Raw genomic sequence first — 23,732 nt, forward strand, 5'->3', positions numbered from 1 at the left:
TACGGCGCGCGCCGGGGACGGACGCGCGGGAGCCGCCGGGCGCGTGGGAGTCGTCGCCGGTGGGAGAGGACGAGCCGGGTGCGCCGTCGGCGCCCCGTCGGGCCGTCTGCTGGTGCGTCTTCCTGTCATGCACGCCGATGGCCCTTCTGGTCCTTCTGATGCTGGTGATGCGGGCGGTGCGCTACGGAGGAGGGGGTGATCCCGCCCATGGCCCCGGCCTCGACTCCGGCCACGGCGGTCGGCGGGACCGGCGGCGTCGTCGGGGCGTGGCGGATCAGATACCGGCGCTGGGCAGCAGCAGGATGGACTCGGGGTCGTAACGCCGCCACTGCGGACATGCGCCGGGCAGGGTGCGCAGCCGGCACCACAGCTCGCCCGCGCCATCCGTCCACCAGGCGTTGATCCGGCCCAACGTCCATCCGCCGTCCGGGTATTGGACCTCCACCGGCTGATAGACCCATCGCACCTCCGCCTCTGGAGGCGGGCAGTCCCTGGTCAGGAGTCCGCACCTCGTCGCCATCTCCCCCTCCGGCCACGCCTGTTGCGTATGTGTGCGCACTCTACCGGCAAGGTCTACAGCCTTGTAGAAGTTGTCCGATGTGGAGCGTGCGCGGTCCGGTGGGCCGTGTCCGGCCCGGTGAGGTCAGGGATCAGTGTGCACTCAGAGCGGCGTTGCCGCCTTCAGAACGACGAACAGCGCAACCGGTGCGTTGTGCGCGCAGAGCGGGGAGATGGCCGTGCCCGCAGTGGGTCATGGTGACGGCGGCTCAGCTGTGCCCGCCCGCCGGTCAGTCTCCGTGGGCTTCGTCCGAGGTGTGGGGCCGGTGGGGGGCCGGGCCCGTACCGGGCTCCGTGGGTGCGGCCGGGCGGCCGGTGGTCGCCGGGGCGTCGGCCGGGGCGGGGCCGTCGGCCGTGGCGCGGTCGAGGAGCGCGCGCAGCACCTGCTCGTCGTGCGCGGAGAGCGCGGAGACAAAGCTGGCCAGTACGGCGTCCCGGTCCGGTTCGCCGTCCAGTACGCGGCGCATCCGCAGCGCCGCGAGACCGGCCTCGTCGGCGGCCGGGACCCAGACGTACGCGCGACCGGACCGCTCACGGGTGACGGCTTGCTTGGCGTGCAGCCGGGACAGGATCGTCATCACGGTCGTGTACGCGAGGTCGCCGCCGAGCCGTTCCTGTACCCAGGCGGCGGTGGCCGGGCCCGGCGCCTCGTGCAGCGCGGTCAGCACCTGGGCCTCCAGCCGGCCCTGGCCGCGCCGGCGGGCACGCTCCCGTCCGGAGCCGTCGCAGTCCCCCGGCTCAGGGGATTCCCCACCGTCCGGCGCCTTCCCGAAGGACTTCCCGCCCACTGTCGTCGCCTCCCGTCGCGCCGGGTGCCCCGCCGCCCGGGACGCCCCGGCATCTTACTGAGCGGCCGAAATCAGGGCGGTGGCTCCTCCGGCCCGGAGCCTGCGGCATCGATCCCCGGGGCTCTACTTCTACACCTCTGTAGATTTTGAGGCGCGCCCGGAACGCAGGGGAAGTGCCGCGCGGTGGGCCAGGGCCAGGGTCATGCGGCGGGGCCGGCGGGCATCGCGAAGGGCTTCGGCGTCAATGTCTGAGGCGGGACCTCCGGGCCGGTGGGGGGGGGGGGGGGGGGGGGGGGGGGGGCGGCCCCCCCCCCCCCCCCCCCCCCCCCCCCCCGGCCCCCTGGCGGGGGCGCCCACGCACACGGCTCACGCCGAGCGCCGTCTACAACCTTGTAGAAGATGCCTGGCCGTGGCCCCTTCGTTCGAGCGTGCCGGGCTATCGCCGCTTATGAGGGGATTTGCCCGGCCGGTGCGGGGTACCGTGAAGACACCAAGGGACTCGGGGACCACAACACCGGGCGCGTCGCTGCTGCGGCCCGCCCGAGTGAGGTGAGCACCATGCAGACTCTGTGGACCGTGGTCGTGCTGCTGGCGCTGGTGGCGCTGGGCGCGCTGTTCATCGCCCGGGTCAATGCCCAGGGGGCGGGGCGGATGCAGACCCATCGGTACGCGGACTGGAAGCAGTCCGTTCGGCAGCGGAGGCACAAGCGGGCGCAGGGCGAGGCCGGCTCCGAAGCCCCTGCGGCCGGGCCGCCGCCGCCCTCCGGCAAGGCGGGAAACGACCTGTGACGTCCACCGCCCGCTCCGTCCCGTCGGCCCAGGACTACGACGGGACCTCCCCGTTCCCTGACGACGGCACCGAGTCCCCGCCGAGCAGTGGCCGGCGGATGTATGTCACCGTGACCGGCATCATCGTCGTCGCCCCGTTCGTCGGTCTGGCCGTCGGGATTCCTCTCCTCTGGGGCAGTGTCGTCCACCTCACCGACCTCGTCCTGCTGGCCGTCTTCTACGTCATCAGCGGTCTGGGCGTCACCATCGGCTTCCACCGCGGCCTCACCCACGGCAGCTATACGGCCGCGCCCGCGCTGCGTATCGCGCTCGCCCTCGCCGGCTCGCTCAGCTTCCAGGGCGATGTCATCGACTGGGTCGCCACCCATCGCCGCCACCACGCCTACACCGACCGCCCCGGCGATCCACACTCCCCCTACCGCTACGGCACCAGCCTGCGCGGACAGCTGCGCGGCCTGGTCCACTCGCATATCGGCTGGCTGTTCGGCGACGACCCCACCTCGCACCGCCGCTTCGCGCCCGATCTGCTCGCCGACCGCGGCATCCGCGCGGTCGACCGGGCGTTCCCCGTGCTGTGTCTGCTCACGCTCGGCCTGCCGTTCGCGCTGGGCTGGGCGCTCGGCGGCTCCTGGGTCACCGCGCTGACCGCCCTGCTGTGGGCCGGATTCATCCGGATCGCGCTGCTGCACCACGTCACCTGGAGCGTCAATTCGCTCTGCCATGTCATCGGCGAGCGGCCCTTCCGCACCCGGCGCCATGACCGGGCGACCAATCTGTGGCCGCTGGCCCTGCTGTCGTTCGGCGAGAGCTGGCACAACCTGCACCACGCCGACCCGACCTGCGCCCGGCACGGCGTCGACCGCGGCCAGGCCGATGTATCCGCCGCCGTCATCCGGCTCTTCGAGCGTCTCGGCTGGGTCTGGGACGTGCGCTGGCCCGATCCTGAACGGGTGGCGGCCCGCCGCCTCAGGAGCACCGCATGACCACCTCCGGGGACCCTCCCCACCCCGCTCACGCCGAGCACCACGCGCCACCGCCCGTCGCCCGCCTGACCATCGCCCCGCACACCGAGACGACCCGGCGCCTGGACGGTCTCTGGTGGCCGCACTCGACGGATCTGCTGGCCGAACTCCCGGAGTTGCTGACCGCGTTGCCCTTCGACTGGCCCCGGATCACCCATGCCACGGTGAACGGCGCCGGCTGGCCCGCGCTCCCCTCCCACACCCTCGTCGCCGGCCATGTCGTCCGCCTCCGCAGAACCACCGGCCGCCCCGGCCCGGACACCATCTGCCTGGTCTCCTCCGGCCACGGCCGCTGGGACCTGTTGATCATCCCGCCCACCACCCCTGAGCCCGAGGCCGTCCGCATGATGGCGGAGATGGCCCGCACGGGGGAGCCGACACCGGCCTGAGGGGAGTCGCGGAGAAGCGGGGCGCGGCCCCCGGGAGCCGCCAACTCGCCGTCCTCTGCGGCCGTTTCACGTGAAACCGCCATCGCGGCCTCAGGCGATGCCAGGCGCACGAGGCGCGATGGGGCGATGCGGGGCGACGTGAGGAGAGACCGCGGGCGGGAGCGCCGTTCGGCCTCGGCGGCCCGGCCCCTCACGGCCATGCCTACGCCCCTGGCCACGGCCTCGACTACTGCGTACGGGTGGTGTTCATCAGAAGAACGCCGATCCGGGGGCGTCGGTCCGTGAATCCGCCCATTACGTACTCATCATAAGAAAACGCAACAGAAGCGACGCCATCCAAGTGGTGCACCGGTAGCGGCGCAACTGAAGCGAAGCACCAGAGGAAGCACGACGCAGTAGACGCAGTAGACGCAACGGATCTCTCGGGGAGATCCCGACCGAAAGCGAGGGGCCATGGCTGCGACCAAGGTCATGAAGTTCTGGGCGGTATGCCTTGCCGTGCTCGGCAAGCTGCTGGCATCACTGGGAGTCTCCGCGGCGGCGTCAGCCGCACGCCGGGACGCCGCACTGTACGAGCGGACCCTGGGCAAGGGGAACGCGGGCGCCGAGACCCCGGGCGGTGAAGCCTCGGAGGCGGAACGCCCCGCTGTACCGGAGCATCATCCGGAACGGCCGACCCGCGCCGTGCCCGCTCCGCGCACCGTACCGCTGTACGGCCAAGCCACCCCGGCCCGACGGGGGTTCGCCCGTCCGGAACTGCCGCCGACGATCAAGCAGCGCATCAGGGCCGAAGCGCATGGCACCTCGCCGGGAATGCGTAGCCGCCTCGCCTCCGGCGCCGAGCCGCTGACCTCCGCCGGTCACACCGACCCGGCCGGGACCACGCCGGACGCCGACCGTGCCGACGCGCACGCGCGCTCCGCGGTCATTCCGGCGGCCCGCAACCGTGCGCACACCGCCCGCTACGTCTGATCCGGACGGCGCACACATCGGCGTGATCCACACGGCTGCGTACGCACACCTCGCGGCAGCCCGGAGGTATGAGTCATCGCAGCAGCGCGCAGCGGTGATCCCCAGGGACTGACGCTGAAGCAGAGACGGACGCAGCAGCAGAGACAGGCATGGCGACAGCGGCAGACGCTCGCGTAGGGATAGCGCAGCGACAGCGACGGCCACAGCCACAGAGGCAGACGCATGCGCAGGGATAGGCGCAGTGACAGCCACAGAGGCGGACGCCGGCTCGGACGCGGACCTGTAGGCAGGTGTGGACGAAAGCGCGGAAGCCGACATGTTCCACGTGAAACCGATGCAGAGGTGAACGACCCGAAGGCGCCGGGACGGACGATGACCCGTGGCAACGGGCGACCCGGCCGGCGACAGCCGTAGCCAGAGCAGCAGTGATATCTGAGAGACCGTACGACCACAGACCTGAACCACCTGTCACACCCCGGGAGTTCCACCGCTCCGCCCCCGACCGGGCGCCGGTCCCCGGGCCTCTTCCCAGCTCCCGCCCGAGCTCCGCGCGCGCCGTATGCGTGTCGGGCTTCCTTCGGCAGTGAGCGGGAAGTGCCTCCGATGCGCACCTTCGCTGCGCACCTCCGCGAGCCCGTGATGTGTCTCCGGGTGGCGGTACGACGCCGATGAGTGCCCCCGCGGGCCCCGGCGACGTGCGGGTATGCGCGCACCGGGTGACCCGGCTTTTTCGCTGCGGCGCGGCGGCCCTTGCGGGCGGTGTCCGCATTGCGTGCATCCCCGCTAAATGATCTCCGCATGCCCGGCGAAGGCCGGTGGAGGAATCCCCCTATTGGTCGACTTCCTCTTGACCGCTTGGTAAAGTCCGAGCACTCATTGTGACTCGGCGATTTGAAGCAGCCGCCCGGGGTCATCCACCGTTCGAAAACCGGAGGGTTTGTGGAATGCCTGAGCTGGCGGACACGGGGAGGCGAATCAAAGAGTTGCGGGTCAGTGCCGGAATGACCCAGCACGACCTGGCCGGGGCCGAAATGTCATCCAGTTATATCTCGCTGGTCGAACACGGGAAGCGTATTCCCAGTGGCCGGGCGCTCAAGATCCTGGCCGAACGCCTCGGGGTCGGCGTGGCGGAAATATCCGGAGACGCCGTGCCCGCCGAAAACGCCGGTGTCCGCCGGCTCGACCTGGTCGGACGATTGGTGGCGGCCCGCAGGCAATGGGACGGCGGAGATGTCGAAGGGGCGCTCTCGGAATTCCGTGCACTCGCCGACACGGAGCCGGCCCATCGGCAGGACGATGTCTTCACCGAGGCCCAGCTCGCCATCGCGGAAATCCTCGGCACGCTCGGCCGCCCCGACGAGGGCGCCGAGGTCCTGGAGCGGATGCTGACGGAGCTCGCCCCCGAGCCGTATGCGGAGCCCCGGCTGCGCACCCTGATCGCGCTCGCCGATCTGCTGGAGTCGGCCGGCCGGGTCCAGGACGGACTGCGCTATGCGCTGACCGGCCACCTCGAATGCACCGCCCGGCGCCCCGGCACCGGTTTTCACTCGCTGCTCGCGCTCGATGTGCTCACCCGCTGCGCCTATTGGAGCGGCTGCCCGGACTGGGCGGCCGACGCCGACCACGGCCGGCCCTCGGCGGACGGGGTGCTTCCCGGGCCGCGTGCCTCCGTCGATCTGCACCGGGCCCTCGACCTGCGCGACCGGGGCGAGCCGGAGCGCGCCACCGCGCTGCTGGGCGAGTGTGCGCGCCGGGTCACCCCCGCCGCCGGATTCCCGCTGTGGGAGAAGATCAACGGCCATTACGCGCTGCTGTTGCTGCGCCGCGGCGAGCCGGCGGCGGCCCGCAGCCTCGTCGAGCGCGGTCTGGTGGTCGCCTCGGTGGCCCAGGAGCCGGGCTTTCCGCTGTGGCTGACCACGGCGGAGGCGGCCGGGGCGGAGGCGGCCGGTGACCTTGCCCGGCTGTTCGCCCTCGGTGAGGAGCTGGCCGCGCTCCCCGACACCGGCCGCAGCCATGAGAAGGCCGCCGCGCTCGGGGAGATCGCGGCGGCGTGTGCGCGGGCGGGCGACCGGGAAAGGGCCGTCGGATACTTCCGCTCTTCCGCGGAGCTCTTCCGGCGGGCCCAGGCATACCGGCATGCCGAGCGGGCCCGGGAACGGCTGACGGAGCTCATCGACATGCGGAAGTGAGGCCGCCGGGCAAAGACGCCGCAGCGGCAGATATTCCTTCCTGCCGGGTAAAGTCCTTCCTTCCGTGTAATGCGCGCTATTTCTTCGTCTTCTTTCCGAGTGCCAGTAAGGCGAACAGGGCCTCCGCGGCACCGATGATCGCCAAAATCAGCCCGGCCTTGTGGAGCGAGATGACCGAGTTCTCCACTTCCTCTGTGCTCAGCCAGAGGGCCAGACCTGCGATCGTCACCACAATGCCTATGGCAATGCCCTTCATGGATTTTCCTCGTCCCGTGTGATGGTGTCGGATTGTGTGGTCGGACTCCGTGGTCGGATTCCCTGTCGGACTCCGCATCGGACTCCTTGTACGGACCAGGGTCCCGTCCCGCCGGAACATTCGGATCATCCGCAGGTAGGCACTTTCCGCCCGCCGTCTGTCACTTTCTATGTACTACCGCTCCGGTCAGGGGCGGCTAGGGGACGGATAGGGGAGGCGCGGGGAAAATCAGGGGCCGGTGGGGGGCCGCTCTCCTGAGAGCGCTCCCTTTTGCCCCCGCCCGGCTATCCCGTGCTGCTGCGCCAGAATCGCCGCCTGCACCCGGCTGCGCAGCTTCAGCTTCGACAGGATGCGGCTGGTGTGGGTCTTGACGGTGCCCTCCGCGAGATCGAGGGTCTCCGCGATGGCGCTGTTGGCCAGCCCGCTTCCGATACAGGCCAGCACCTCCAACTCCCGTTTGGTGAGGGTGTCGAGGGCCTGTGCCGTGTCGTCCGGGAGGGTGGGGTCCAAGGCCGGACGGTCGGCGAACTCGCTGATCAGCCGCCGGGCGATGGCCGGGGTGAGGAACCCCTCCCCGTGTGCCACCGCCCGTACCGCGCCGACCAGTACGGCCGGTTCCGCGTTCTTGAGCAGGAAGCCGCCGGCCCCGGCCCGCAGCGCCCCGTAGATGTACTCGTTGAGGTCGAAGGTGGTCAGCACCAGCACCTCGGCGAGGCCGCGCTCCACGATGCCGCGGGTGGCGGCGACGCCGTTGAGCCGCGGCATCTGGATGTCCATCAGCACGACATCGGGCCGCAGTTCCTCGGCCAGACGCACCGCCGTCGCACCGTCGCCGGCCTCCCCGACCACCGTGATGCCCGGGGCGGTCTGCAGCAGCAGGACCAGCCCGGACCGTACGGCCGCCTGGTCGTCGGCCACCAGCACCCGGATGCCCGGTGGCCGGTTCGGCGCGCCTTCCGCCGGTGCCGTCGCAGGCCCGCCCGTCGCAGGCCCGCCCCCCGGCTCGTCCGCCGCTGACTCCCTCACTGGCTGTGCCACCTTTCTCGTCTCCTAGGGGTTCTGGGCCAGCGGCAGCACCGCACGCACCCGCCACCGCCCCGGGGCGGTGCGGTCGGGGCCCGCGTCGAAGCTGCCGCCGACCAGGGCGGCCCGCTCGGACATCCCGGCGAGCCCGGCGCCCGCACCGGTCATCAGCTGCTCCACGGGGCGCTGCCGGGCCCGGCCGTCGGGCCGGGCCAGCGGGCTGTCGACCGAGATGGTCAGCTGCTCGGCGCCGGCCTGGCAGCAGATCCGCACCCGCCCCGCCGACGCGTGCTTGAGGACATTGGTCAGCGCCTCCTGCACGATCCGGTAGGCCGTCACCTCGATCACCGACGACACCTCGGGGAAGCTCTCGGGGAGGTCGGTGTGCAGGGTCAGGGCCGCCGCGTCGGCGGCCGGCCGGGCCTGTTCGACCAGCGCCCCCAGCGCGTTCAACTGCGGCCGGTCCCAGTCGTCGGCCACCCCCCGGTCGGATCGCAACAGCACCACCATCCGCCGCATTTCGGCCAGCCCCTGCACACTGTTCTCCCGGATCACCGAGAGCGCCTGGAGCACCGGATCCTCCGCGGCCGTACCGTCCTTCGCCCGCTGTGCCTCGGTCAGGGAGAGCACCGCGCTGGAGTGAATGGCGATCGCGCTGAGGTGGTTGGCCACCAGATCGTGCAGCTCACGGGCCATCCGGGTGCGCTCGGTCTGGAGCACGGTCTTGCGGTCCAGCTCCGCCAGCCGGTCGATCTGGGCGGCCCGCTGCCGCTCGGCATCCGCCCGCTCCTTGTGGTTCCGGATCAGCACCGCGGTCCATACGGGCGAGATGAGCACCAGGGCGATGAGGACACCGCTCGTCACGCCCTCGGAGCGGTCGCCTATGAGGACCAGGGCGATGGTGGCCGCCACAGTGGCCGCGACGGTCCCGTACTGAAGGACCCGGCACAGCCACGGGGCTCCGTACAGGGCGGCCGCATAGAGCAGATCCGTATAGACGAGGAGGGGGCCCAGGCCTCCCCCGGCGGCCATCTGCACGCCGACGGTGAGTGTGCCGACGGCGACCGCGACCAGCGGCACGGTGCTGCGGAAAGCCGTCGCGGTGCACAGCACGAGCACCGGCAGCACGGCCCGCCACACGGGGAGATCGCCCCCCATGACCCGTGGCCCGCCCAGGACGTACAGGATCAGGCAGCCGGCGAAGAAGCCCACTGCCAGGCGCAGGTCACGGAGCGGCAGGGGGCGGCCGCGCGCGTGCGTATTGGTGAAGGGACGTAACCACACACCAGGACAGTACGACGGCTCATGACCCGTTCTCCTGGCCCTGGCGCCGGAATTCGGGCCGGTCCGCCGTACATCGAAGTATGTAGCCCGACATCAGCAGGAGGGATGACCCGAACGCTCCGGGGGGCTGGAAACCTGGGGCTGTCCCGTCCGGTCGATGGAGGCGGAAGAGGGGAGAGGGGCCATCGATATGGCGGGAAGTCACTGACCCGGTATGGCCTCGGCACCGCTCAACTGCGGAGGACGGAAAGTACGTGGAAACGAACGCCGCTCTTCTCGAACTCTGTCCCCAATCCCTTGACCAAGGCGTGGTCGCCCCTCGGCCACACCCCGGCCGGGCCCGCCCGGTCCCGCTCGCACTCGGCCACCCTGCCCCCGTCGCCACCCCCGTCCCGGTCTTCGTCGTCCCCGTAGGACCCGCCGCTCCCCCCGGCTCGGGCACGGGACTCTCCCCCGACGACTGTGCGGGCCTCAACGGCCATTCCCGGGCCACCCTCGACGGCGCGGCCGGCCGCCGGCTCCGGGACCGGCTCCCCGGGCAGGTGAGCGCCGCGATGGCCGCCGCCGGCCACTGGGAGCTGTACGGAACCCGCGGGCTGCTGGTCGTGGCCTGCGGCGACGACGCCCGCCGGATGGGGTTCTCGGTGGAATCCGTCCGCCCCGAAACCTCGCCCCCGTACACCCCGTACGAGGTGCTGACCGCCCATGAGACGGACCTTGTGGCCGGCCGCCCCGCCGCCGGGCGCGACCGCCTCGTCACCCGTTTCTGGGTCCGTAAGGACGCCGCCCTCCAGGCGGTCGGCCGTGGGCTGTCCCTCGCGCCCGAGCGCATCGAGGCGGGCTTCCCCGGCGACCACGGAACGGTCCGCGTCCCCGGTTTCCACGGCGGTGAAGTCCTGGTATCGGTACGGAACTTCGCCTTTTCCCCCGCGTACGAATGCGCGGTGGCCGTCCCGGAATCCCTCGCGCTCGTCCCGGCCTTCTGTTATTCGGCGGGGTAATTACCGGATTCCGCAGGACCCGGCGCCCACCCGGGTGAAACCTCCGCATGTCGCGGCGCCCCGTCACGGCAAAAACCATATTGCCCAGTTAGTTGGTGCGTGCCCACCGGTCGTGGCGAGTACCGCGTCACGGCGTTGCCGGAGCACCGCGGAGGATTGCCGTCATGCCGTCGCCCCTCGCCAAACGGTCCGTCGAAACGCTCCTGTCCGTGCTGCTGGTCGTGCTGAGTGTCCTGGGGGCGGCCGGCCCGAGTGCCGCGGCGGCCGGCTCCCCGGCGGGCCCGGCGCCGGACTGGGAGCGCATCGCCGCCTGTGAGAGCAACGGCCGCTGGCACATCAACACCGGCAACGGCTACCACGGCGGGCTCCAGATCGACCCCGCCACCTGGCGCGCCTACGGGGGCCGTCGTTACGCCCCGCGCGCCGACCTCGCCACCCGCGACGAGCAGATCGCCATCGGCGAGCGCATCGTCCGGGACCGCGGGCTGTCCGCCTGGCCCAACTGCGCCCGGACCGCCGACAGCGACGACAGCTCCTCCCGTGCCGTGGAGCAGACCCCGCCCGACGATCCGGCCCCGCAAGCGGCCCCCCGTACCCGTAGCCTCACGTCCCCCGGCCACACCGCCGCCCGCAGCTATGTGGTGCAGCCCGGCGACTGCCTCTCCGTCATCGCCGAACGCACCCACACCCCGGGCGGCACCAAGGCCCTGTACGACCTGAACAAGGACACCCTCGACCAGGGGCCGGACCACATTTACCCCGGGCAGCGGCTGCGGCTGCGGGCCTGAGGGCGGGGCGGCACTCCGCTGCCGGATGCTCCAAAGGGCCGTCACGGTGAATCCGCTGATCGGTGCGGGTGAATGCGCGGGACGGGCCGTTGCTCAGGCTTGGTGGATGGGGGCGTGGCCGGTAGCAAGACCGCGGGGTATCAACCGCGAGGTGCAGGAGCACACAGTGAAGAACATGGCACGCATCAATGTTGTGGTGGCAGGAGCTTGCGGTTTGCTCCTGGCCGTCGGCGGGGCGTCGCCCGCCCAGGCCTGGGACGGGCCGTTCGACGGGGACGGTGTGTGGAACAGCGACACCTTCGCCAACTTCCATGCCGGATTCAGCTGCCGCAACCGGGCCCGAATCTGCATCAACGGGCCGCTGAACAGCGGAAACGTCCGGAACTCGCAGAACGTTCACCTGTCCGGCAACAACAGCAACAGCGGTAGCCCGACCAACGTCAACGGCAACACCAACGACGATGCGGGCGGCACGACCGGAGCCGAGAACAAGACCAGCAACAACCTGCAGCACATCGGCCGCGGCGGTAAGCAGAAGCTGTGACCCGGTCCTGACCCGTCCTCCGGCCCCGGCGCGTCCGGGGCCGGAGCCGTGTCCGGACCACGGACCGGCCCCGGGGTGCCGCACGGCCGCGGGGCACACGGCAAGCGCCCGGCGGAATCCGCCGGGCGCTCGGGGGACGGCTGTCGAAGAGGGCCGTTGGCCGTAGCCGTGTCAGGGGCCGGTCCCGGTCAGTGCAGGATGCCCTTCACGATGCGCTGCACGCTGTTGCCGCTGCCCGACGCGGAGCCGGTCACGGCGTTGCCGCTGTTGGTGGACCCGTTGGTGTTGGCGATGTTGCCGCTGGCGTTCGGGTTGCCGTGGTTGAGGAAGTTGCCGCTGTTCAGGCTGTTCCCACTGCGTACCGGCCCGTTGATGCAGGGGTGCGGCGAACGGAAGACCGGCGAGTGGTAGTTGAAGTCGGCGAGCCGGTTGTTGCAGACCACTCCGGAGACCATGCCGGCCACGGTGCCGACATCGGCGCCCACGACGGCCGCGAGCAGGGAGTCGCTGGGAATCACCTGGGCCTGGGCCACCCCGCCGCCGAGCAGCACCAGCCCGCACGCCCCGACGATGCCGCCCGCCTGCGCAATTTTTCTCACGTCGCTCCTCGCCTCTTCGTCCTTCGGATGCCAGACGTATCGTGCTGCCGCGGTCGGTCCGCATCGGCGTTCAACCCGCGGGAGCGAAACCCCCGGCGGCCACAATCAGCCGGGTGGCCCAACACCTCGTGGGGCTCGCGGGGGACGGCGCGGCCGGGGGCGGGCGGCCGCCAGGCCGGGCGCGGGCAGGCGAAGAGCATCGGTGGTGCCCGGGGGCGGGCGGGGCCGCGGCCGGGCGTGCACCGGGAGCCGGCCGGTCATCCGCCGGCCGGCACACCGGGGCTCAGAGCACCAGCCGCTCCGGCATGGGCTGCTCCACACCGTCCAGCTCCAGCGTGCACCGGGGCACGGAGGGGACGAGATGCGGCTGGCGCAGCAGGACCCGGAAGGGGTGGGCGGGCTCTTCGGGGAGTTCGCCGGTCAGCACGTTCATTCCGGCGCGGTGTTCCTTCTGGTACGCGACCACCTTGCCGTCGACCAGGAGCTCGATCTCGCCGGACCGGCCGGGTCCGACGTTCACGGTGATCGAGTGGTCCCCCTGATCCAGATGGAAGTGGTGTCTGGGCCCCATGACGACCTCCGGCAGTTCGTCGGTCACGATCGGCCGCGCCGTCGGTACCCACCGCGAGCCGGTCCGTTCTTCCAGCGTAAGGGGACTCCCCCCGGGTTCCGCGAGCGACAATTGGGGTGAGTGCCGGGCGGCCGGTTCACGGAGCGCGGGTCGGCGAGACCTGCCCGGGGAAACCGGGCGCCGGGCCGGCAGGAGACGACCATGAACGGTTCGGTCCGGGTGGGACAGGTGGTCGGGGTACCGCTGCGCATGCACTGGAGCGTGCCGCTGCTGGTGGCCCTGTTCGCGTACGGACTCGGCCGGCAGGGCCTGCCCGTCTGGACGCCGGGCCGCTCGGACGCCGTGTACGCCGTCGGCGGAGTCGTGGGGGCCGCGCTGCTGATGGGCAGCCTGCTGCTGCACGAGACGGCGCACGCCGCGACCGCGCTGCGGAAGAAGATCTCGGTGCAGGACGTGACGCTGTGGGCGCTGGGCGGGACGACCCGGATGGGGCGGCCGCCGACCGCGGCGGCGGCCTTCGCGGTGGCCGTCAGCGGACCGCTGATCAGCCTGGTCATCGGCGGTGTCGCCCTGGGGGCGGGGACCGGACTGCACGGGGTGTCCGGCTGGGCGGTGCCCTCCGTCGTCCTGGCCTGGCTGGGCTGGGCGAATCTGTTCCTGGGCGTGTTCAATCTGCTGCCCGCCGTGCCGCTGGACGGCGGCCGGGTGGTGCAGGCGGTGCTGTGGTGGCGCACGGGGGACCGGGAGCGTGCGGACCTGGCGGCCTCCCGGGGCGGCCAGATCATGGGGCTGCTGTTGGTGGCCGCCGGCTGGATCTCCGTGCTGCGCGGGGCGACGAGCGGGCTGTGGATCGTCTTCATCGGGCTCTTCATCATGATCGTCGCCGGTGCGGAGCGGCGCCGCGCGGCCCTGCACCGGTCCCTGCGGGGGCTCCGGGTCGGCGAGGCGATGACCGGTCCGGTGGCCACCGGCGCCGACTGGCTGACCGTCCAGCGCTTCATCGACGAGGTGGCCGTGCACTCCCGGTACTCCGCGCTGCCGCTGCTCGACTTCGAGGGCCGGCCCAGCGGCATCGTGCAGCTGCGCCGGCTCGCGACGGTACCGGCCGCCGGCCGGGAGACGCTGCGGGTGCGCGAGGTGGCGACCCCGCTGTCCCAGTGCGCGGTCGCCGCGCCGGACGATCTGCTGACCGAGGCGCTGGACAAGCTCAGCCTGCGGACCGGCGCCCGCATCCTCGTCGTGGACGCGGGGCATCTGGTCGGGATCGTCACCGGGAAGGACATCTCCCGTCTGATGCAGCGCGAGACCCTGGGCGGCAAGGAGAGCGCCTGACCCGGCGCCCGGGGCAGCGCGGCGGGCGCGCGCCGCCGCCCCTCGGCGCCCACAATGGTGGTACGGAACGCCCCCGGGGGATACGGGGCCTGCCGGAGCGGAGGCCCGGAACGGGACAGGGGTATGGAGTACGTCACCGTGACCGCGCTGAGCCACCCCGGACTGCTGCGCGAGCACAACGAGGACAGCCTGGTGGCCGGCCCCTGGACGCTCTGCGGCACCATGACCGAGAACCCGCAGACCTTGGTCTTCCCGCTCGGCACCCCGCTGGTCGTCGCGGTCGCCGACGGCATCGGCGGGCAGCCGGCCGGTGAAGTGGCCAGCGCCCTGGCCGTGCGCCAACTGGCGGCGCTGGGCCCGTCACTGGACACCGAGGAAGCGGTCAGGGACGCCCTGAACCTCTGCAATGACGCGGTGTACGCGGCCGGCCGGGACCCGGAGCTGAACACCATGGGCACCACGGTCGCCGGCGCCGTCGTCTTGGCGGAGTCGCTGCTGGTGTTCAACGTCGGTGACAGCCGGGTGCTCGACGCGACGGCGGACGGGCTGCGCCAGGTGAGCGTGGACGACAGCCCGCCGCTGTCCCCGGGGCGGCGCACCACCTCGCTCGTCACCCAGGCGCTCGGCGGCACCCAGGCTTTCAGCGCCATCACCCCGCATGTCCGGGAAGCGCCGCTGTCCCCGGGCGACCGCTACCTGGTGTGCACCGACGGGCTGACCGACCCCGTCCCGGAGGACGCCCTCAACGACCTGCTGCAACTTCACAGCGGCGGCCGGGCCGCCTTCGAACTGTGGAAGTCCGCCATCGAGGCGGGCGGCCCCGACAACATCACGCTGGCGCTGATCGCCATCGGCGAGTAGACGGAGGGACCGGTCCGGAGCGCCCCATGGCTGACGGCGCGCGGCACGGCATGGTCGGGCTACTCGGGCTAACCCCACCCCCGGTCTCCGGGCTGCCGGATGGGCAGCGGGGAACCCCTCAACCACCCTTGCCCCATGACGACTTACGCCCCTCGCGCCCTCCTTCTCGCGCTCTGCGTCGCCACCGTCGCCACCACGGTGACCGCGGCCGCCCCGGTGGCCCGCGCCGACGCTCCCGGCACCAACGGACCCGCCCTCACCTGGCGGCCCTGTGGCGAGCCCGGCGGCCTCAGCGGCCAGGAGTGCGCCCGGCTGCCCGTACCGCTCGACTACCGCGACCCGGACGGCCCGCGGCTCGGCCTCGCCGTGACCCGGGTACGCAGCGAGCGTCCCGCGGCGCGCCGGGGGACGCTGCTGGTGCTCCCCGGCGGGCCCGGCGGGTCCGGGGTGCACTGGCTGAAGACCAAGGGGCCGGCGCTGCGGAAGGCGATGGCGGGGGCGTACGACCTGGTCAGCTTTGACCCGCGGGGAGTGGGCGGGAGCACCCGGGCGGGCTGTGAACTCGCCCCGGCCGACCGGCACTTGGTGACGCTGCGGTCCTGGCCGGGGCCGGACGGCGGGATCGGTGGGAACGCCGCCCGCTCCCGGCGGATCGCCGAGGCGTGCCGCCGCCATGGCGGTGCCGTGCTGCGCAGCTTCACCACCGTGAACGAGGCGCGCGACATCGACCGCCTCCGCCGGGCCCTGGGCGAGAAGAAGCTGTCGGCCTGGGCGCAGTCGTACGGGACGTACGTCGGAGCGGTGTATGCGCAGAAGTACCCGCGGCACACCGACCGTTGGGTGCTGGACAGCAGCGGCGACCCCGACCCGGCCCGGGTGGGGCGCGGATGGCTGGCGAACACGGCGGCGGGCGTGGACGACCGCTTCCCCGACTTCGCGGCCTGGGCCGCCGACCCGGCACGGGAGCGCGACGGGCTGCGACTGGCGCGGCGGCCCGCGGACGTCCGGCCGCTGTTCCTCGCACTGGCCGCCGAGCTGGACCGCGAGCCGAAGGAGTCCACCACGCCGGGCGTCCCGCTGACCGGCAACCGGCTGCGGCAGGCGCTTCTGGACGCCCTGGAAAACGATGGGCTGTTCGCCGGGGCGGCCCGGCTCATCCAGCAGGCCCAGGACCCGGCCGCCGAGCCGGTGCTGCCGGACACCCTCGCGGGGCCGCTGCCGGACCAGGACGCGGCGACCACGATGGCCACCGTCTGCAACGATGTGCGCTGGCCGGCGTCCCTCCCGGCCCACCGGCGGGCGGTGGCCGCCGACCGCGTCCGGCACCCGCTGACGGCCGGGATGCCGGTCAACATCACGCCCTGCGGCTTCTGGCAGGCACCGGCGGAGCCGCCCACCCGGATCACCGCCGACGGACCGTCCAACATCCTGATGGTCCAGAACCGCCGGGACCCCAACACCCCGTACTTCGGCGCGCTGAAGATGCGCCGGTCCCTGGGCGGGCGGGCCCGGCTGCTCACGCTCGAACACGGGGGCCACGGCGCCTACTTGGCCAACGGCCCCGTCTGCGGTGACCGCACCGTCACCGCCTTCCTGACGACGGGGCGCCGCCCGCAGACGGACACCCGCTGCACCGACTGAGCCGCGGCTACGGCTGATGCGGAGAACAGGCCCCTAAGCGCGCAGCCGGACGCCCTGGAGGGCGGTGTCGAAGATCGGCCGGTACCGGGTCCACTGCTCGTTCGGCGCGCACAGATAGACCACGTACTGGGTACCGTCGGCGCTGCTGAAGGCCACCTCCACCGCCCGGTACTCCCGTGCCGAGCCGTTGAAGGTGAACTCCCAGTAGCCCGCGGGCCGGCCACGGAACGTCGTGGGGTCCATCCGGACCCGCTCATAGCCCGGGTTGTCCCGGCGCGTCTGGTCCTCTTCGGTCTCCCGCCAGTGCTGGACCGGATCCTTCGCGCCGGCGAACGGGACGATGTTGATCCGCAGGCCCACCTTTTCGGGCGGGTCCACGTAGGCGATGTCAGCGCCGGGAGGATGCTTCTGCTTCCAGCCGTCCGGTACGGGGAGGGAGAAGCCCTTGCCCGGCTCTTCGAGGTGGTATCCGGAGGGCACCGGCGGCGGCGAGTGGGGGCGGGGAGCCGACGGGTGGCCGGAGGTCTTGGACTTGGGCGGGGTGGCGCTGGTCGCATCGGCGCCGCCCCAGGGCCACAGCAGCACGCCACCGGTCACGGAAGCGGCGACCGCCATGGCCGCGGCACTCCACAGCGCCGTGCGCCGGCCCCGCTTGCCCTTCCGGGCGGGAACCGCGGGGACCTCGGCGCGCTGCGGCCTGGTGGCCTGGTCGTCGAGCAGGGTCCCCGGGCCGGTCGTATGGCCGCTCAGGAGGCGCTCGGCCTCACGGGCATCCATGCGCTCCCCGGGTTCCTTCACGAGCAGACCCGCGATCACCGGGGCCAGGTCACCGGCGTTGCGCGGGGGCGGGTACTCCTCGGTGACGATGGCGTACGCCGTCTCGATGGCGGTGTCCCGGCTGAACGGGGGCTGCCCCTCGACCGCCTGGTAGAGCGTGGCGCCGAGGGACCACAGGTCACAGGCCGGGCCGGGCTCGGCGATACCGCTGCGGAGGCGTTCCGGCGCGAGGTACTGGATCGACCCGACCAGTTCACCGGTCCGGGTCAGGGAGGGCGTGCCGGACTGCACGGCGATACCGAAGTCGGTCAGGACGATCCGCCCGTCGTTCCCGAGCAGCACATTGGCGGGCTTGATGTCCCGGTGCAGCACCCCGGCGTCGTGGGCGGCGCGCAGCGCGGCGGCCATGCCGGCGCCGATCCGGGCCGCTTCGCCCGGCGGCAGTGCCCCCTTGCTCTTCACCAGGTCGCCCAGGGTGACCGAGGGGATGTACTCCATGACGATGCACGGCAGGCCCTCGTCGTCGACGACGTCGTGCACCACGATCACATGGGGGTGGGTGATCCGGGCGGCGCTGCGGGCCTCGCGGCGGGTGCGCTCGTAGAGCGTCTCGATCTCGTCGTCGTTCAGGTGCGGGGGTACCAGCAGCTTCTTCACGGCGACCGGCCGCCCGAGGAGCTCGTCCTCGGCCCGCCACACCGTGCCCATGCCACCACGGCCGACCCGCTCCACCAGGCGGTACCGCTCGGCTACGAGCCGTCCCAGATCGGACACCGTGAGTTCGCCTCCCCCGCACGGGTTGAACAGTCTTGCGGAAGCACCATAGCCCGCCCGTTCGAGGGTGCCGAGGGGCGGCGTTCCCGGGTTCCGGAGCCGTGGGCGGGGCCGGCCGGGCGAGGCCACCGGGCGCGCTGGCAACTGCCGCGGGAGCCGCCGCCGTTCGCCGTCGGGCCGACCGGCGCGGCAACCGCCGGCGCCGCGCGAAGAGCGGTGGCGGAAGGCGCATGGCGCCTCGCGTGACGCCACGATGGCGCCAGTGATGCCATTCATGCGCCAGGGTGGCTTGCGATGGCGCCATCGTGATGCCATGATGGCGTCATGGACCTCACGCCCTACGTCGACAATCTCCGGCACGAGCTCGCGGTCGCCGCGGACACGGGCGGAGAAGAAGCCCGCGCCCTGGCCGAGCGGCTCACCACTCCCCTGGAGTCGGCCGTCCGGCTCACGCTGCTGAACGCCCTCTCCTCCGCCATGACCGAGATCACCCGCGAACTGGCCCCCGGATCCGTCGATCTGCGGCTGCGCGGGCTGGACCCCGAGTTCGTGGTGACCGCACCGCCGGTGCACGAGCCGTACGGGCAGCCGGAGTTGCCCGAGGCGCCGGCCGAGCCGCGGGCGGTCGCTTCCCCGGCCACTCCGGAGGCCGACGAGGGCGGCACCGCGCGCATCAACTTCCGCCTTCCCGCCCCGCTCAAGGCCCGGGTCGAGGAGGCCGCAGGACAGGAAGGCCTCTCGGTCAACGCCTGGCTGGTGCGGGCCGTCGCCTCGGCCCTGGAACCCGGCGCCCCCAGCCGCCCGGCGGGCCGCGGCCCCCGCTATGGGGGCAAGCAGGGCTATACGGGGTGGGTCCGCTAGGGCGGGCCGGCACCAGGGGCGGGGGTGCCGGGCCGCCGCCGGGGCCAGGGGCTTCGGCCCGTCACCCGAAGACCGGGGGCCGGCCCGGCCCTGCGCCGATGCACTGCACCACCTCGCACGCGCCCCCTCACCGCACCCGCTGACTCACCCGGCCACCCGCTGACTCACTCACCCACCCGCTCACTCACTCACTCACTCACTCCTTCACTCCTTCACCCGCCCGTGCGGCGGGAACTCCCACCAGTCATGAGGACGGCACAGCCATGCCTGCTTTCGACACACCCGAACCGCTCTCCGTCACCGTTGAGATCGACCTCGGCTCCGTCCGGATCGCCGCGAGCAAGCGCACCGACACCGTTGTCGAGGTGCTGCCGGGCGACGCCACCGTGGAGGCCGATGTACGGGCCGCGCAGCAGACCAAGGTCACCTGCTCCGGCGGCAAGCTGCTCGTCAAGGGCCCCAAGAAGCGCTCCCTCTTCGGCAAGTCCGGCTCCGTCGCCGTCACCATCGAGCTGCCGACCGGGTCGGACGTCCTGGGCACCTCGCCCATGGCGGACTTCACCGTGGAAGGCCGGCTCGGCGAGTGCCGGCTCAAGACCTCGCTCGGTGACCTCCAGGTCGATGTGGCAGAGGCCGTCAACCTGCGGACCCAGTACGGCGACATCCGGCTGGACCGCGTAGCGGGTGACGCCGAGATCTTCGGCGCGGGCCGGATCGAGGTCGGCGAGATCGCGGGCGCGGCGCTGGTCAAGAACGGCAATGGCGCGACCACGATCGGCGAGGTCACCGGCGCCCTGCGGGCGAGCGCGTCCAACGGCCTGATCTCCGTCGGTGTCGCCCACGCCGGAGTCGATGCCAAGTCGGCCAACGGTGCCATCCGGATCGGCGAAGTGGCCCGCGGCCAGGTCGTCCTCCAGGCGGCCGCCGGTGATCTGGAGGTCGGCATCCGTGAGTCCACGGCCGCCTGGCTGGACGTGACCACCGGCCTCGGCAGGGTGCACAACGACCTCGGCGCCGCGGAGGGCCCCGGCGACAGTGCCGAGACCGTCGAGGTACGCGCCCACACCAGCATCGGCGACATCCTGATCCGCCGCTCCTGAGCTCCTGACCGGTCCGGCCGTTGGCGGCCGGCCACCACCACATCCAGAAACGGGGCACTCATGATCACGACGACCACGACCGCCGTCGCGACGGCGATCGACGCCACGGGGTTATCCAAGTCCTACGGCGGCAAGGTGGTGCTCGACGGCATCGACCTGCGCATCCCCGAAGGCACGGTCTTCGCCCTCCTCGGGCCCAACGGCGCGGGCAAGACCACCACCGTGCAGATCCTCTCCACCCTCATCCCCGCCACCGCCGGCCAGGCACGGGTCGCCGGCCACGATCTGGTCCGCGAGGCGGACGCCGTACGCGCCGCGATCGGTGTCACCGGCCAGTTCGCCGCGGTGGACAACCTGCTCACCGCCCGGGAGAACCTGCTCCTCATGGCGGACCTGCACCATCTCGACCGCCGCGAAGGCCGACGGCGCGCCACCGAGCTGCTGCGCCGCTTCGAACTCACCGAGGCCGCCACCAAGCCCGTCGCCACCTTTTCGGGCGGTATGCGCCGCAAGCTCGACCTCGCGATGACCCTGGTCGGGAATCCGCGCATCATCTTCCTCGACGAGCCGACCACCGGACTCGATCCCCGCAGCCGGCGCACCATGTGGGAGATCATCCGCAGCCTGGTCGCCGACGACGGCGTCACCATCTTCCTGACCACGCAGTATCTGGAAGAGGCCGACCAACTTGCCGACCGCATCGCCGTCCTGGACCACGGAAAGCTGGTCGCCGAAGGCACCGCGGACGAGCTGAAGCGACGGATCCCCGGCGGCCATATCCGCCTCCGGTTCGCCGACACGGACCGACTCGACGCGGCCGCCGCCCTCTTCAATGCCACCGCCCACGACAGTGAGGCGCTCACACTGCACGTCCCTGGCGACGGCAGTGTCCCCGCCCTCCGCGCCGTCCTCGACACCCTGGACCGGGCGTCGGTCCGCGCCGAGGAACTGACCGTGCACACCCCCGATCTCGACGATGTCTTCCTCACCCTCACCGGCCGCGACCGGTCCGCCAGCGAGGCCAACTCTCCGAAGGAGAACGCCCGATGACCACCCTGACCTACGCGGCCCGCGATGCCCGGACGATGCTGCGGCGCAATCTGAAGCACGCCCTGCGCTACCCCTCCATGACGGTCTCGGTCGTCGCCATGCCCGTCCTGATGCTGCTGCTCTTCACCTATGTCTTCGGCGGCGCCCTGGGGACCGGTATCGGTGGGACGAGCAGCGGCAGCATCGACTACATCGACTATGTGGCCCCCGGCATCATCCTCATGGCCGCGACCTCGGGCGCCATGGTCACCGCGGTCGGCGTCTGCGCCGATATGACCGAGGGCATCGTCAACCGCTTCCGCACGATGGCGATATCCCGGGCCTCGTTCCTGACCGGGCATGTCGTCGGCAGTGTGCTCCAGACGCTGGTCAGCATCGCCTTCGTCATCGGCGTCGCGCTCCTCATCGGCTTCCGGCCGCACGCCACCCCGCTCGGATGGCTCGCCGCCGCCGGCCTGCTCACCCTGCTCACCCTGGCGCTGACCTGGCTGTCGGCCGCCATCGGGCTGGTGGCCAGGAATGTCGAGACGGCCAGCAACATCCCCTTGCCGATGCAGTTCCTGCCGTTCCTCGGCAGTGCCATCGTCCCCCCGGAGTCCATGCCCACCGGGCTGCGCTGGTTCGCCGAGTACCAGCCCTTCACCCCGGTCATCGAGACGCTGCGCGGCCTGCTGATGGGCACCGGGGTCGGCGGCGCCGCGATAGGCGCCGTGGCCTGGTGCGTCGGCCTCACCCTGGTCGGCTACCTGTGGGCCCGTACGGCCTTCCGCCGCAGCGCCACCCGCTGAACGGCCGCTCCACAGCGCGCTCGCCAGACCGTTCCACAAGCCTCGCCGCAGGCCACAGCCACAGCCACAGGCCGCACGCCGCACCGCACTTCACCCTGCACTCCACTCCGCACTCCGCCCGGCAACGCTTCGCCCTGCCGTCACCCTTCATCGGAGGACCTCATGCAGCACGAACCGTCCGCACAGGCCGCCGCATCCGCACAGGCCGCCGCATCCGCACAGGCCACCGCATCCCCACAGGCCACCGCATCCACGCCACCCGCCGTATCCGCACCATCCACCGCATCCGCGCCGTCCGCACCCACGACCGGGCAGACCGCTCAGGAGGCGGCGGCGCAGCCCGAGCCGGTGACCCTGCCGCTGACCCGCGCCGCGGGCTGCCCCTTCGACCCGCCCGCCGAGCTGGCGGAACTGCGCGAGCAGCAGCCGCTGCGCCCCATGCGGTACCCCGACGGGCACGTCGGCTGGCTGGCCACCGGACACGCCGTGACCCGGGCGATCGCCGCCGACCCCCGCTTCAGCTCCCGGTACGAGCTGCTGCGCTACCCCCTGCCGGGCGGGCCCTCCGGTCCGCTGCCCCCGGCGCCCCTCGGCGACCTCACCGGGATCGACGCACCGGAGCACACCCGCTACCGGCGGCTGCTCGCCGGCAAGTTCACCGTCCGCCGGATGCGCCGGCTCACCGACCGCGTCGAGCAGATCACCGCCGACCACCTCGACGCCATGGAGCGCCAGGGACCCGTGGTCGATCTGGTGCGGGCGTTCGCGCACCCGGTCCCGGCCCTGATGATCTGCGAACTGCTCGGTGTCCCGGAGTCCGAGCGCGCGGGCTTCCAGGAGCACACCGCGATGCTGAGCAGCCCGGACTCCGGCCCGGAGGCGCAGATGGCCGCCATGACCGCACTCACCGCATGCGTCCGTGAACTGGTACTGGCCAAGCGCGCCCACCCCACCGATGACCTGCTCAGCGACCTGACCACCACTGAACTGACCGATGACGAACTCGCCGGTATCGGCGGCTTCCTGCTGGCCGCCGGTCTCGACACCACCGCGAACATGCTCGGGCTCGGCACCTTCGCCCTGCTGTGCCACCCCGAGCAGGCCGCCGCCCTGCGCGGCGATCCCGGCCTCGCCGACCAGGCGGTCGAGGAACTGCTCCGCTATCTGAGCATCGCCCACACCGGCATACGGGCGGCCCTGGAGGACATCGAGCTGGACGGCCGGCTGATCAAGGCCGGCGACACCGTCACCGTGTCCGTGGCGGCCGCCAACCGCGACCCGCTGAAGTTCCCCGACCCCGACACCCTCGATCTTCAGCGGAAGGCGACCGGGCATCTGGCCTTCGGCCACGGCGCCCACCAGTGCCTGGGCCAGCAGCTGGCGCGGGTCGAGATGCGGGTCGCCTTCCCGGCGCTGTTCCGCCGCTTCCCGACGCTGCGGCTGGCCGTCCCGCCCGAGGACGTACCGCTGCGTGACGCCATGAACATCCACGGGGTGCACCAACTCCCCGTCACCTGGGACAAGGAGTAGTCCGGTGCATCTGAGCATCGACCGTGACCGCTGCATCGGCGCCGGGATGTGCGCCCTGACCGCCCCCGAGGTGTTCGACCAGGACGCCGAGGACGGCCTGGTAGTGCTCCGGACCGCCGCGCCACCACCCGGGCTGCACGCCAGTGCCCGGCTGGCGGCCGGACTCTGCCCGGCCGCCGCCCTCACCGCCACCGAGCAGAACAGCACGGGCAGTTCGCCCCCGGACGAGCGGTAGCCGGCACCGC

The 23,732-nt window shown here is 72.2% G+C and carries 25 protein-coding genes; 17 read left to right on the forward strand and 8 right to left on the reverse strand.

Features of this window, described 5'->3' with window-relative positions; translation table 11 throughout:
* Positions 1-274: 274 nt before the first annotated feature.
* A complete protein-coding gene (locus ACZ4XD_RS05820) occupies positions 275-466 on the reverse strand; it encodes a hypothetical protein (RefSeq protein ID WP_168480309.1) in 192 nt (63 codons plus the stop codon).
* A 322-nt stretch (positions 467-788) separates the two neighbouring features.
* Positions 789-1,346 carry a BlaI/MecI/CopY family transcriptional regulator gene (locus ACZ4XD_RS05825; RefSeq protein WP_468038567.1) on the reverse strand — a complete coding sequence of 186 codons (558 nt, stop codon included), beginning with the start codon at positions 1,344-1,346 and terminating at the stop codon, positions 789-791.
* Between the two features lie 558 nt (positions 1,347-1,904).
* Here ACZ4XD_RS05825 and ACZ4XD_RS05830 point away from each other — a divergent pair.
* From ACZ4XD_RS05830 to ACZ4XD_RS05850, 5 genes are all read left to right on the forward strand, one after another.
* The gene (locus tag ACZ4XD_RS05830) at positions 1,905-2,135 is read left to right on the forward strand and encodes a hypothetical protein (protein WP_468038569.1); all 231 of its coding nucleotides are present in this window, start codon (positions 1,905-1,907) and stop codon (positions 2,133-2,135) included.
* A complete protein-coding gene (locus tag ACZ4XD_RS05835; RefSeq protein ID WP_468038571.1) occupies positions 2,132-3,118 on the forward strand; it encodes an acyl-CoA desaturase in 987 nt (328 codons plus the stop codon). The genes ACZ4XD_RS05830 and ACZ4XD_RS05835 overlap by 4 nt, the downstream gene beginning before the upstream one ends.
* Positions 3,115-3,546, forward strand: coding sequence for a DUF5994 family protein (locus ACZ4XD_RS05840; protein ID WP_468038573.1), 432 nt, complete (start codon positions 3,115-3,117; stop codon positions 3,544-3,546). The genes ACZ4XD_RS05835 and ACZ4XD_RS05840 overlap by 4 nt, the downstream gene beginning before the upstream one ends.
* 453 nt (positions 3,547-3,999) lie before the next feature.
* A complete protein-coding gene (locus tag ACZ4XD_RS05845) occupies positions 4,000-4,518 on the forward strand; it encodes a DUF6344 domain-containing protein (protein ID WP_468038575.1) in 519 nt (172 codons plus the stop codon).
* A gap of 944 nt (positions 4,519-5,462) precedes the next feature.
* Positions 5,463-6,707 carry a helix-turn-helix domain-containing protein gene (locus ACZ4XD_RS05850; RefSeq protein WP_468038577.1) on the forward strand — a complete coding sequence of 415 codons (1,245 nt, stop codon included), beginning with the start codon at positions 5,463-5,465 and terminating at the stop codon, positions 6,705-6,707.
* Between the two features lie 76 nt (positions 6,708-6,783).
* Here ACZ4XD_RS05850 and ACZ4XD_RS05855 read toward each other — a convergent pair whose 3' ends face one another.
* The 3 genes from ACZ4XD_RS05855 to ACZ4XD_RS05865 all read right to left on the reverse strand — a co-directional run bounded on the left by ACZ4XD_RS05855 (position 6,784) and on the right by ACZ4XD_RS05865 (position 9,270).
* The gene (locus ACZ4XD_RS05855; RefSeq protein ID WP_468038579.1) at positions 6,784-6,963 is read right to left on the reverse strand and encodes a DUF5708 family protein; all 180 of its coding nucleotides are present in this window, start codon (positions 6,961-6,963) and stop codon (positions 6,784-6,786) included.
* Between the two features lie 228 nt (positions 6,964-7,191).
* Positions 7,192-7,893, reverse strand: a complete 702-nt coding sequence (locus ACZ4XD_RS05860) for a response regulator (protein WP_468038800.1) — start codon at positions 7,891-7,893, stop codon at positions 7,192-7,194.
* Positions 7,894-8,013: 120 nt separating this feature from the next.
* On the reverse strand, positions 8,014-9,270 hold the full coding sequence (locus ACZ4XD_RS05865; protein WP_468038581.1) for a sensor histidine kinase: 1,257 nt from the start codon (positions 9,268-9,270) through the stop codon (positions 8,014-8,016).
* A gap of 254 nt (positions 9,271-9,524) precedes the next feature.
* Between ACZ4XD_RS05865 and ACZ4XD_RS05870 the strand changes: the two genes are divergently transcribed.
* The 3 genes from ACZ4XD_RS05870 (at position 9,525) to ACZ4XD_RS05880 (ending at position 11,603) form a co-directional block, all read left to right on the forward strand.
* Positions 9,525-10,271 carry a 4'-phosphopantetheinyl transferase family protein gene (locus tag ACZ4XD_RS05870; protein WP_468038583.1) on the forward strand — a complete coding sequence of 249 codons (747 nt, stop codon included), beginning with the start codon at positions 9,525-9,527 and terminating at the stop codon, positions 10,269-10,271.
* Positions 10,272-10,435: 164 nt separating this feature from the next.
* On the forward strand, positions 10,436-11,059 hold the full coding sequence (locus tag ACZ4XD_RS05875; protein ID WP_468038585.1) for a transglycosylase family protein: 624 nt from the start codon (positions 10,436-10,438) through the stop codon (positions 11,057-11,059).
* 166 nt (positions 11,060-11,225) lie between these two features.
* Complete coding sequence (locus ACZ4XD_RS05880) at positions 11,226-11,603, forward strand: hypothetical protein (RefSeq protein ID WP_468038587.1); 378 nt, start codon at positions 11,226-11,228, stop codon at positions 11,601-11,603.
* 188 nt (positions 11,604-11,791) lie between these two features.
* On the opposite strand, the gene ACZ4XD_RS05885 is transcribed toward ACZ4XD_RS05880, so the two are convergent.
* Complete coding sequence (locus ACZ4XD_RS05885; RefSeq protein ID WP_468038589.1) at positions 11,792-12,202, reverse strand: hypothetical protein; 411 nt, start codon at positions 12,200-12,202, stop codon at positions 11,792-11,794.
* Positions 12,203-12,485: 283 nt separating this feature from the next.
* Complete coding sequence (locus ACZ4XD_RS05890) at positions 12,486-12,773, reverse strand: hypothetical protein (protein ID WP_042151923.1); 288 nt, start codon at positions 12,771-12,773, stop codon at positions 12,486-12,488.
* A gap of 201 nt (positions 12,774-12,974) precedes the next feature.
* On the opposite strand from ACZ4XD_RS05890, the gene ACZ4XD_RS05895 reads away from it, so the two are divergent.
* From ACZ4XD_RS05895 to ACZ4XD_RS05905, 3 genes are all read left to right on the forward strand, one after another.
* Positions 12,975-14,105 carry a site-2 protease family protein gene (locus tag ACZ4XD_RS05895; RefSeq protein WP_468038591.1) on the forward strand — a complete coding sequence of 377 codons (1,131 nt, stop codon included), beginning with the start codon at positions 12,975-12,977 and terminating at the stop codon, positions 14,103-14,105.
* Positions 14,106-14,228: 123 nt separating this feature from the next.
* Positions 14,229-14,966: a PP2C family protein-serine/threonine phosphatase gene (locus ACZ4XD_RS05900; protein ID WP_468038593.1), complete on the forward strand. Its 738-nt coding sequence runs from the start codon at positions 14,229-14,231 to the stop codon at positions 14,964-14,966.
* A 135-nt stretch (positions 14,967-15,101) separates the two neighbouring features.
* Positions 15,102-16,607 (forward strand): alpha/beta hydrolase, encoded by a 1,506-nt coding sequence (locus ACZ4XD_RS05905; RefSeq protein WP_468038595.1) that lies wholly within the window; start codon positions 15,102-15,104, stop codon positions 16,605-16,607.
* A gap of 33 nt (positions 16,608-16,640) precedes the next feature.
* On the opposite strand, the gene ACZ4XD_RS05910 is transcribed toward ACZ4XD_RS05905, so the two are convergent.
* A complete protein-coding gene (locus ACZ4XD_RS05910) occupies positions 16,641-18,158 on the reverse strand; it encodes a serine/threonine-protein kinase (protein WP_468038597.1) in 1,518 nt (505 codons plus the stop codon).
* 324 nt (positions 18,159-18,482) lie between these two features.
* On the opposite strand from ACZ4XD_RS05910, the gene ACZ4XD_RS05915 reads away from it, so the two are divergent.
* The 6 genes from ACZ4XD_RS05915 to ACZ4XD_RS05940 all read left to right on the forward strand — a co-directional run bounded on the left by ACZ4XD_RS05915 (position 18,483) and on the right by ACZ4XD_RS05940 (position 23,722).
* Positions 18,483-19,019, forward strand: a complete 537-nt coding sequence (locus tag ACZ4XD_RS05915) for a hypothetical protein (protein ID WP_468038599.1) — start codon at positions 18,483-18,485, stop codon at positions 19,017-19,019.
* Between the two features lie 263 nt (positions 19,020-19,282).
* The gene (locus ACZ4XD_RS05920) at positions 19,283-20,119 is read left to right on the forward strand and encodes a DUF4097 family beta strand repeat-containing protein (protein ID WP_468038601.1); all 837 of its coding nucleotides are present in this window, start codon (positions 19,283-19,285) and stop codon (positions 20,117-20,119) included.
* A gap of 60 nt (positions 20,120-20,179) precedes the next feature.
* Positions 20,180-21,169 (forward strand): ATP-binding cassette domain-containing protein, encoded by a 990-nt coding sequence (locus ACZ4XD_RS05925; protein WP_468038603.1) that lies wholly within the window; start codon positions 20,180-20,182, stop codon positions 21,167-21,169.
* Positions 21,166-21,957: an ABC transporter permease gene (locus ACZ4XD_RS05930; protein ID WP_468038605.1), complete on the forward strand. Its 792-nt coding sequence runs from the start codon at positions 21,166-21,168 to the stop codon at positions 21,955-21,957. Before ACZ4XD_RS05925 ends, ACZ4XD_RS05930 begins: the two co-directional genes overlap by 4 nt.
* Before the next feature lie 162 nt (positions 21,958-22,119).
* Positions 22,120-23,487: a cytochrome P450 gene (locus ACZ4XD_RS05935; RefSeq protein ID WP_468038607.1), complete on the forward strand. Its 1,368-nt coding sequence runs from the start codon at positions 22,120-22,122 to the stop codon at positions 23,485-23,487.
* A gap of 4 nt (positions 23,488-23,491) precedes the next feature.
* Positions 23,492-23,722 (forward strand): ferredoxin, encoded by a 231-nt coding sequence (locus ACZ4XD_RS05940; protein WP_468038609.1) that lies wholly within the window; start codon positions 23,492-23,494, stop codon positions 23,720-23,722.
* Positions 23,723-23,732 lie beyond the last annotated feature (10 nt).

The organism is Streptomyces sp. NPDC029466, from assembly GCF_055574515.1.